Below are 9,158 nucleotides of genomic sequence, written 5' to 3'. Positions count from 1 at the left end.
TCGACGACGAACGGGCATTCGGCCGAGTAGGGTCCGTCACCTGCGCGTCCGCCCGCCGCCACGGCGCGTTCCTCGCCCCAGTTGAGCAGGTCGTCCGAAGTGCGGACATAATCGGAACCTTTGTTCGCCGGATGCGCCGTGTAGTAGAGATGCCATTTGCCACCGACGCGCAGGACCATCGGGTCACGCGTGTTCCGATGAAGGTCAACCAGCCCGGCGACATTGAGCTGTGGTTTTCCGCCGGCATTACCCTGGCGCGTGAAGTTTTTGCCGTCCATGCTGGTCGCGAGACAGATGTTTACCCAGTCACCGTAAAACATCCAGAACCTGCCGTCATGGCGGAGCACGTAAGGTGCCTGCAAACCGCCCGGTGTCTCGCCGAGCGCGGGGTCGGCGTGCAGCGCGATGCCGCGCGGCGTCCAGTTCGTGTCGGTGAGCTTCGCCCCTTCCCAACGATGGAACAGTCGCGTGTTGCCGGGTTCCCTGGTGCCGCGAATGCATGACCAGAGTTGCCACGTGCCATCCGCCGCCTGCCAGATGGCGAAATCAACCGGTTGCTGGTTCGTCGTGGTGAGCGACCCGAGATCGGGATCGGTGGTCACGGTCCACCAGTTTCCGACGAGTCGAGGCGCGACCGGCGCGTCACCCGCATGGAGTTCCGCGGTTAGCAGACTTAAAACTAAAATGAGGCGACGCATGAGATTGGCAGAAGAGTTAACAACACTCAGCCGATTTGCGCACGCGCCAATTCCGCAGTTGCGCCGTCCGTTGCCATCGCCGCGATGAGCTTTGCGCGGGTCTTGTAAATCACCTGTTAAGCCCGTTATCTTTTGTTGATGAGACCCGCGAATCTCCGGCTTTCGATTCGGCTTTGCTTGTTGTCCTTGAGTCTGCTCTCCGGTCCGGTCGCGGCGCCGGCGCTGGCGGACGGATTGCGGGCGGGTCTGGCCAGAATCGACATCACACCCACGCAGCCGGTGATGCTGGCAGGTTATGCCAGTCGCAAGGAACTTTCCCGCGAGGTTCACGATCCGCTTTTTGCGCGGGCCGTCGCGTTCGAGCATGGTGATCAGCGGCTGGTGCTGGTGGCGGTTGAGAATTGCGGGTTTTACAATTCAACGGCTGAACCGTTGAGGAGCGCGGTGCTGAAGGCGAGCGGATTGAAGCCGTCGGAATTGTTCCTGTGCGCCACCCACACTCACAGCGCGCCGGCCCTGGGATTGGAGAGCCCGAAGAGTCACACGAACAATGTGCAATATACTCAATGGCTGGAAGGCAGACTGGTGGACGTGGTGAGTCGGGCAATCGCGAACCTCGGTCCGGTCGAGGCGGGGGTTGGATCGGGCTCATCGCCGGTCGGCGCCAACCGGCGTGAGGTGGTGACCGACAAGGAGGGCAAGCCCAAGGTGATCCTTGGCCGCAACCCGGCACTCATGACCGATCGCGAAGTTCAGGTGCTTCGATTGGTTCGTCCGGGCGAATCAGGCATCGCCGGTCTTATCTTTGCCCATGACACTCACAGCACATCGCTTGGACCGGGAAACAACAGCGTCAGCGGCGATGTGCACGGGTTGGCAGCCCGGTTCATCGAGAATTATTATGGCTCGGGAGCGATCAGCACGGGATTCGCCGGAGCCTCCGGCAACATCGATCCGTGGTACCGGGTTCTTTCCGGGTTCAAGACCAACAACGGATGGATCCCCGAACCGATCCTGTTGGGGACACTCCTGGGCGAAGAGGTCGTTCATGTCGCTGATGGAATCCGGACGAATGTCACCAACACAACCATCAGGACCGCTTCGGAGACCATCACTGTTCCTGGCAAAAGCGGCGACGATGAATCCGAGACGGGCGCGACGGCTTCGATGCTCATCACGGCCGCGAGACTGGGTGACATAGCCTTCGTTGGCTGGGGCGGCGAGGTCTTCAATGAAATCGGTAAAGCGGTGAAAGAAAAATCGCCGTTCGGCTACACGTTCGTGTTCACCCATTGCAATGGCGCCGCCGGATACCTCCCCACGACCTCGAGTTATCCCGACGGCGGTTATGAAGTGCAGAGCAGCCACTTCGCGCCCGGAGCCGATGAAGTCCTGATCCGGGAGACGCTCAGTCTGTTGCAGGAACTGAGGAAGGACTAGCATCCACCGGGGCTTGCCGGCCTCGAACCGCCTGCTAAACTCGTTCATGCGTTTCGTTTTCATTTTGGTTTTCCTCTGGCTACCGTTTGCGCGCGCGGCGGATCATTTCCCTCCACCCGACAGCGCGGGCGGTTGGCGCACCGCGACTAACGCCACGCAAATCCGCGAACGCGCCGCGATGGATTTGCCGCGGTTGGAGCAGGCGTGGGAATTCACGCAGCGTTGCACGCAGAACGCCGGGTTGATCGTGGTGCGCAATGGCTGGCTGGTGTTCGAGAAGTATGTCGGGCGCGCCAGCCGCAACGCGAATCCGGACATGGCTTCGACGGGCAAGGCTTACACGAGCATCGCCTGCGGCATCATGTTGCACGAGTTCCGCGACAAAATTCCCGAAGGGCTCGACACGAAAGTGTTCACGCCAAAATTTTTGCCGGAAGCCTTCAACGCCGAGGGCAAATTCGACGATCCGCGCCGCGCGGACATCACACTCGGACAATTGCTCTGCATGACCGGCGGCTATAATGGCGAAGGCGGCGCGCCGACGGCGGTCGTGATGGGCAAATCATTTCCGCTGAAGCCGTCGCCGGGACAAAGCATCAAGGACGTTGATGGTTCGTCGTTGCGTTGCGCGATGTGGACGAACGCGGGCGCGGGTTATTCCTACTCGTCGCCGGAGCCGCACATCGCGTCGATGGTGCTGCGGCGCATCACGGGCATGGAGCTGGACAAATACATCGACGAGCGCCTGGCGAAGCCGATGGGCTGGGGCGCGTGGGGTTATTGCCTGAACCGCGGCGGATTCCGGATGCCGCACGCGAACGGCGCGGGCAGCATCGCGGTGCACGCGACCGATGCGTTGCGCTTCGGCTATTGCCTCGCGCACGGCGGCAAATGGCGCGACAAGCAGCTCGTGCCCCCGGATTACCTCGCGCTGTGTAACAAGCCATCGCCCTACAATCCGCATTGTCCCTACACGCTGATGTTCGAGCAGAACTCAGACGGGCACGTCATCGGCGCGCCACGCGATGCGTTTTGGAAATCCGGCGCAGGCGGCTTCGCGCTCATCATCGTGCCGTCGCTCGACCTGGTGATTTACAAAATGGGCGGCAACAACGGGCAATATGATCCGACACTCACGGACGTGCCACAACCCGAGCCGAGTCACGAACGCGATGATTGGAAGCCGATCCAAGGAACGCCCTTCGTGGAAGGTAGTCGCGGTGGTGACGATGGGATTCGGCGCGTGTTGGAGATGGTTTGTGCGGCGGTCCGAGAGTGAGGTTTCATTCCGCAATTCGGCTGATCGGACGCACGCGTCCGTGACCACGAATTTGGATGCGTCCGTAAATCTTCACTTGAAGCCCGGTGAAAGCGGTGTATTCCTACATCACCACTCCGCCAAATCCAAACACTTATGCAATACCCCACGCGCTTGATGAGTTTAAGGCCGGGCTTCGTCGTCGTCATACTCACGCTGGCTGTTTCGGCAGGAGGTTTGTCCGACGGGGCGGCAGCCACGCCTGGCTCCAGCGTCGAGCCGGGTCCATTGAATTGGACCGCCCAGCAGGATCACCAAAATATGATGAATCAACTGGGAATCAGAGTTCTTCGGCCCGGGCCGAGCGGTCGGGCCGGCGCGACCAATGAAGCCAACTATGACCCGGCCAAAGCCAATCCGTATCCCGACCTGCCCGACCCGCTCACTCTGAAAAGCGGAAAGAAGGTCACGACTCCCGAGATGTGGTGGAAACAGCGCCGGCCGGAAATTGTCGAGGACTTCGAGCGCGAAGTTATTGGGCGCGTCCCAAAGAATGCGCCGAAGGTGATCTGGACGATTACGACTCAGGCAGTTGACCGGGTCGTCGGCGAGGTTCCAGTTGTTGCGAAGCAACTGGTCGGGCACGTGGATAATTCAGCCTGCCCGTCAATCAACGTGGATATCCAGATGACGCTGGTGACTCCAGCGAATGCCAAAGAACCGGTGCCGGTGTTGATGATGTTCGGTGGATTTGGCGGCGGTGGTTTTCCGCGACGACCGGGAGAGCCCGCTCCGACGAATCGGTTTGGCTCGTTCGGCGGGAACAACGCGGGTCCGTCATCGACGGAACAATTGATCTCCGCCGGCTGGGGATACGCGACCATCAATCCGGGCAGCATTCAGGCGGACAATGGCGCCGGCCTGACAAAGGGGATCATCGGGCTGGTGAACAACGGGCAGCCCCGCAAGCCCGATGACTGGGGTTCATTGCGCGCGTGGGCCTGGGGCGCCGCGCGTGGATTGGATTATCTGGAGACCGATCCCCTTGTGGACGCAAAGAAAGTGGGCATCGAGGGTGTGTCGCGATTCGGCAAGGCCGCGCTGGTGACGATGGCCTTCGAACCACGCTTCGCAATGGTCCTCGTTGGTTCCTCCGGTGAAGGCGGGGCCAAGTTGCATCGCCGCAATTTCGGTGAAGCCGTGGAGAATCTCACGGGCTCCGGCGAATACCATTGGATGGCGGGCAATTTTCTGAAATACGGCGCCGCCGAGTCCACCTTCGGAAGCCGGAACGCGGGAGATCTGCCGGTGGATGCCCACGAATTGATCGCGCTATGCGCGCCGCGTCTCACCTTCATCAGCTACGGCGTGCCGGCGCGCGGCGACGCCAACTGGCTCGACCAACAGGGAAGCTATATGGCGACTGTCGCTGCCGGACCGGTCTTCCGGCTTCTGGGCGCAAAAGACATTGGCGAAAAAGAGGATTATCACACCGCGAAAATGCCACCGGTCACCAGCGGTTTGCTCGACGGCGAACTTGCCTGGCGCCAGCACGACGGTGGACACGAAGACCGGTCAAACATGAAATACTTCATCGCGTGGGCCGACAAGTTCATCGGGCATAAGCCTCCCGTCAGATAGAAGCATTCAGGAAATCTGGACACAATCAGAACTGTGGCCGAAAGACCCGCCGTGAGACGGTTGAAAACACTGCACTCACTTGCGCGGTTCGCGATCCGGTCAGGCAGGCTCAGCGACCGCCCGATCGAGGTTCGGCAGGTGGTGTTTGCGCACTGGGATCGCCCGTCGGCGGCGGCGCATGATCTGTCCTTGCGGGAGGTCCGAGTAATTCCGTGAGGACCGGCCTCAAGGCGTCCGCCCAAACTTGATAACCTCTGACCGAGAGGTGCAGGCCATCAACGGTCATGCCCTCGAACAGCTTTCCGTCCCCATCCGCCAGCCGGTTGTTGATGTTCAGGTACCGGATTTTTTTTCCATCGGCGAGCCGGGCGATGCGGTCGTTGATTTTGTTGATCGTGGAAACAATGGCTGTGCCGCCGTTATTACGCGGCGTGAGGCCCATGAGCACAATTGTGGCAGCGGGGGCCTTTTGTTGCATGAGGTCCAGGGTCGCCTTGATGCCCTTGGTGACCTCCTCGATTTTGGCCTCATCACCGCCTGCAGTTGGAGTCCTGCCAATATTGTTCGCGCCCGCAAGCAGGACGATGATCTTCGGATTAACGCCATCCAATTCTCCGTTACCGAGCCGCCAAAGAATGTTCTGAAGGGTATCTCCGCCCCAGCCGAAGTTGGCGGCGTTCCACCCGAAGAAATTCCGATTCCAGTTGGCAAGGAAATCCTTGTACTGCCGGTCGCTCGCACCCCATCGACGCGTGATCGAGTCACCCTCAAAATAAACGTCAATGCCAACTTTCCCGGCCTTCTCCAGCAACCGGGCATGAGCGATCCGGGAATTCTGGTCCGTGCGTGGAAAAGGCTGGTCGGCCGGGACAGACGCGCTCCCGCGCGGAGGCTGGGTGAGGAAGGCGGCGATGTCGCGGGCGGCTTTGGTTTCGACGCCCGGCTGTTGCAGGAAGCCCAGGTCGCGGAGCCAGTCGATGAAACGGTCCTGCCATTTCCCGAAGGGCATGCCGCGGCGGTCAGCCAGACCGGCGCTCATCCGGCTGCCATCGCTCAATTGTTCGCCGGGATGCCGGCCGGTGCCGTAGATGTGCATTTCGACGTTGGGAATGCCCGCCCGCAGCATGGCCCCGAGGTATTCGTCCGCCCAGATGGCATGAACGCGGTCGCCGGAGCCCGCGCAGGTGATGAACGCCGGGGGCGTGTTGCGCGGAATCGGCGGGCTGGCATTGCGGGCAAAGGGCGTGGGGCCGGGATAAACCAAACCCACAAAGTCCGGCCGCGAGGAAACTCCCGTGAGGGGTTCGGCCGGTCCGCTGTTCGTCCTGTCGAAATCCTCGAAGAAGAGCGCCGCTGGTGCGGCCAGTTCGGCGCCGGCGGAGAATCCCATGATGCCAATCTTGTTCGGATCAATGTTCCACTCCTTCGCGTGCGCGCGGACCAGACGGATGGCCTGGAGGGCGTCGTGAACGGCATCGTTTTGCACGTTGTAACCGTCGCGCCGCAGGCGATTGCGCAGGATGACCGTGTTCACGCCGTAGTTGTAAAAGAAGGGGACAAAGTCGGCGCTCTCCGAACCGACGTTGAGTGTGTTGTGTCCGCCGCCGGCCGCGAGAATGATGGCCGCGCCGGTGTTGAGGCCGCCTTCCACGGTGTGCACTTCGATGGACGGGTTGTGGATGTTGACGACGCTGTTGATGCGGCCCGGCGCCCCCTTGCTCAGGTTGTAAATCTCCGCTTCACGAACGCGGTCGGCCTTGAGAAACGGCGAGCCGGGAGGATAGAGTGGGACGACCACTCCGCCCGGCAGGATGGGCTGTGGCGCGTAGGGCGCGTCGTTGGTCGGACCGGGCTTCGGCACTCCCAGGGCCGGGGGCAGGGGAGCCAGGGTGGCGGCCGCGGTCGAAGCGGCTTTGGAAGTGTCCTGAGCCAGCACGCTGACAATTGCCGGCAGGGACAGGAGCGCGAGTGACAGAATGCGGTTCATGGCAGCGGATTCTGGCGGGCTTGCCCGCCCAGGCAAGGGTTTTCCGGCATCAGTGGTGTTGTCCCGAGCAGACCGCGGTTGGTAACAGACGTTTGAAGGCTCCCTGTCAACCAACGCTTTGTGTTTTGGCGGCAACCACCGCCCGGTTCGGCTTGTGCAGATACTGCCACGCGATGACGGCGGTCAGGAAAGATATGCCCGCGCAGATCAGGTAGGGCAGGGGAGGATGTTTTTCGAACAACGTGTTCGCGAATATCGGCCCGACGATCCGCGCAAGGCTGCCCGCTCCCTGCGCGACGCCAATCGTCGCACCTTGTTCGTCGGCGGGTGTCAGAATCGAGATCATGCCAAACACCGGCGGTCGCGTAAGGCTGGAGCCGACCGACAGAAGCGCCAGAACACTCAACAAGCCCGCCCAGTTGCTGACGAAGGGCATTGGAGCCATTGCGGCGGAAACGAAGACAAGGCTCAGCGTGATCAGGCGTGGCTCGCCCAGCTTCTTGACGGCGCGGCCAATGGCGCCACCCTGGACGAAGGCGCCCACGATCCCGCAATAGGCGTAAAGATAGACGACTTTGGCATCGTAAACCGGAAGACCGTTTACGTTTTGCACCTCCAGGTGGAAATTCTGGCTGACCAACAGACCGAGCGTTGTTTCAAAACAAGTAAAGCAGAACGTCGCAAAAAAGAACACGCCGATCAAGAGGCCAACCTTTGGCAGGCTCAATGTGTGGACCCATTGGTTGAGGCGGGGCCGCCGCGCCGCGTGTTCCGACGTCGGCTTCCAGCTTTCGGGCAGGCGCATCAGCGCGAAGAAAAAATTCGCGGCGCAAAAACCGGCGGCTATCCAGCCGGGACCGGTTATCCCGAAAAAGTGCATGCCAACCCCGCTCAGGGCCGGACCAAAAATGAACCCCAACCCGAACGCCATGCCTATCAGGCCCATCTTTTTCGAGCGGTCCTCGGGAGGCGTGATGTCTGCGATGTACGCCTGGGCAACCGTGATGTTGGCGCCGCAGATTCCCGCAACGAAGCGCGAGACAAAAAGCACGACCAGTCCGGTGTGTCCGGGCATTCCCGAACCAACGGCAAATATCGCGTAGGAAATCGCGGCCCCGGCCGTGCTCATGAGCAAAACGGGCCGTCGTCCGATGCGATCTGAAAGTCTTCCCCATACAGGCGCGAAAAGGAATTGCATCGCGGAGTAGCACGCCATGAGCATCCCGATGGTGAGGCCGGACGCGTCAAAATCCTTTGCAAAAATCGGCAATAATGGGAGCACGATCCCGAAACCGATCAGGTCGATGAAGACCGTGAGAAAGATGATGAAAACAGATGGTTTCTTCATTTCAACAAACTGCGACTCGTTGTAGCCACGTCGCAGGCATTAAACCAGCGAAAAGGCGCGGAGCGGTCATTTCACCGGCTCGATGCGCGGCGCTGCGTTTCCGACCGCGCGTTCCAGCCGGGCGCGGGCCACCGAGTAATCGCGCAACGCCCGGACCTGCGTCGAGCGCGCCTCGGTCAGCGCCGTTTGCGCGCTGAGCACGTCGAGCTGCGTCCCGGTGCCCGCATCGGCTCGCGCATTAGCCAGACGCAGGGCTTCCTCGGCTTGTTCAACAACTTTCCGTTGGGATTCCAAAACTTCGCGCGCTTCGATGAAATTCGAGTGGGCGGTGCGAACCTCCAGTTCGATCCGCCGGACCGAATCTTCGACTTCGTGGCGCGCCTTGTCGTAAAGCGCCCGGGCCTCGTCCACTTTGCCCCGGGTAAGAAAGCCGTCGAAGATGTCCCAGTTCAACTGCAGGCCGGCATTCCAGCCCGCGACGTCGCGGATCAGATCAGTGCTGAACTGGGAGCTGCGCCAGCCGTAGCCGCCGAACGCCTGCAGGCTCGGCTGATGGCTGCTGCGGGCGGCGGCGACGCCCTCCTTCCTCAATGACTCACCCTTGCGCAGCGCAGCAAGCTCAGGACGTCCGTCCAACGCCCGGGAGATGGCGGAGGGCAGGTCGATTTCGTAAGGCTCGGCGTCCAGCTGGCCGCTGAGCTGCAGTGGAATGTCCTCCCCCACGTTTTTGGGCAGATTGTAGGCGATCAAATTGGCGAGGGTGTTTTTGGCAATTCGATAATCGCT

General features: G+C 61.1%; 7 protein-coding genes. 3 read left to right on the top strand and 4 right to left on the bottom strand.

Annotation, left to right across the window (positions count from 1 at the left end; all coding sequences use genetic code 11):
- On the bottom strand, positions 1 to 698 hold a 698-nt coding region (locus VN887_16395; GenBank protein ID HXT41588.1), incomplete at its 3' end, for a hypothetical protein.
- A 138-nt stretch (positions 699 to 836) separates the two neighbouring features.
- Here VN887_16395 and VN887_16390 point away from each other — a divergent pair.
- The 3 genes from VN887_16390 (at position 837) to VN887_16380 (ending at position 5,037) form a co-directional block, all read left to right on the top strand.
- On the top strand, positions 837 to 2,138 hold the full coding sequence (locus VN887_16390; protein ID HXT41587.1) for a neutral/alkaline non-lysosomal ceramidase N-terminal domain-containing protein: 1,302 nt from the start codon (positions 837 to 839) through the stop codon (positions 2,136 to 2,138).
- A 46-nt stretch (positions 2,139 to 2,184) separates the two neighbouring features.
- Positions 2,185 to 3,417, top strand: a complete 1,233-nt coding sequence (locus VN887_16385; protein ID HXT41586.1) for a serine hydrolase — start codon at positions 2,185 to 2,187, stop codon at positions 3,415 to 3,417.
- 135 nt (positions 3,418 to 3,552) lie between these two features.
- Positions 3,553 to 5,037: an acetylxylan esterase gene (locus tag VN887_16380; GenBank protein ID HXT41585.1), complete on the top strand. Its 1,485-nt coding sequence runs from the start codon at positions 3,553 to 3,555 to the stop codon at positions 5,035 to 5,037.
- Between the two features lie 109 nt (positions 5,038 to 5,146).
- Here the strand turns inward: VN887_16380 and VN887_16375 are convergent, their stop codons facing one another.
- The 3 genes from VN887_16375 to VN887_16365 all read right to left on the bottom strand — a co-directional run.
- Positions 5,147 to 7,024, bottom strand: a complete 1,878-nt coding sequence (locus VN887_16375) for a GDSL-type esterase/lipase family protein (GenBank protein HXT41584.1) — start codon at positions 7,022 to 7,024, stop codon at positions 5,147 to 5,149.
- 106 nt (positions 7,025 to 7,130) lie between these two features.
- A complete protein-coding gene (locus VN887_16370) occupies positions 7,131 to 8,372 on the bottom strand; it encodes an MFS transporter (GenBank protein HXT41583.1) in 1,242 nt (413 codons plus the stop codon).
- Between the two features lie 66 nt (positions 8,373 to 8,438).
- A partial coding sequence (locus tag VN887_16365) for a TolC family protein (protein ID HXT41582.1) occupies positions 8,439 to 9,158 on the bottom strand: 720 nt, incomplete at its 5' end.

Source organism: Candidatus Angelobacter sp., assembly GCA_035607015.1.
Lineage (GTDB): Bacteria > Verrucomicrobiota > Verrucomicrobiia > Limisphaerales > AV2 > AV2.
This window is presented reverse-complemented; position numbering and strand designations above follow the sequence as displayed.

What these genes read in the sequence shown, in the direction of transcription:
- VN887_16390 (HXT41587.1), top strand. Translation starts at nt 837, where the DNA reads ATGAGACCCGCGAATCTCCGGCTTTCGATTCGGCTTTGCTTGTTGTCC.
- VN887_16385 (HXT41586.1), top strand. Translation starts at nt 2,185, where the DNA reads ATGCGTTTCGTTTTCATTTTGGTTTTCCTCTGGCTACCGTTTGCGCGC.
- VN887_16380 (HXT41585.1), top strand. Translation starts at nt 3,553, where the DNA reads ATGCAATACCCCACGCGCTTGATGAGTTTAAGGCCGGGCTTCGTCGTC.
- VN887_16375 (HXT41584.1), bottom strand. Translation starts at nt 7,024, where the DNA reads ATGAACCGCATTCTGTCACTCGCGCTCCTGTCCCTGCCGGCAATTGTC.
- VN887_16370 (HXT41583.1), bottom strand. Translation starts at nt 8,372, where the DNA reads ATGAAGAAACCATCTGTTTTCATCATCTTTCTCACGGTCTTCATCGAC.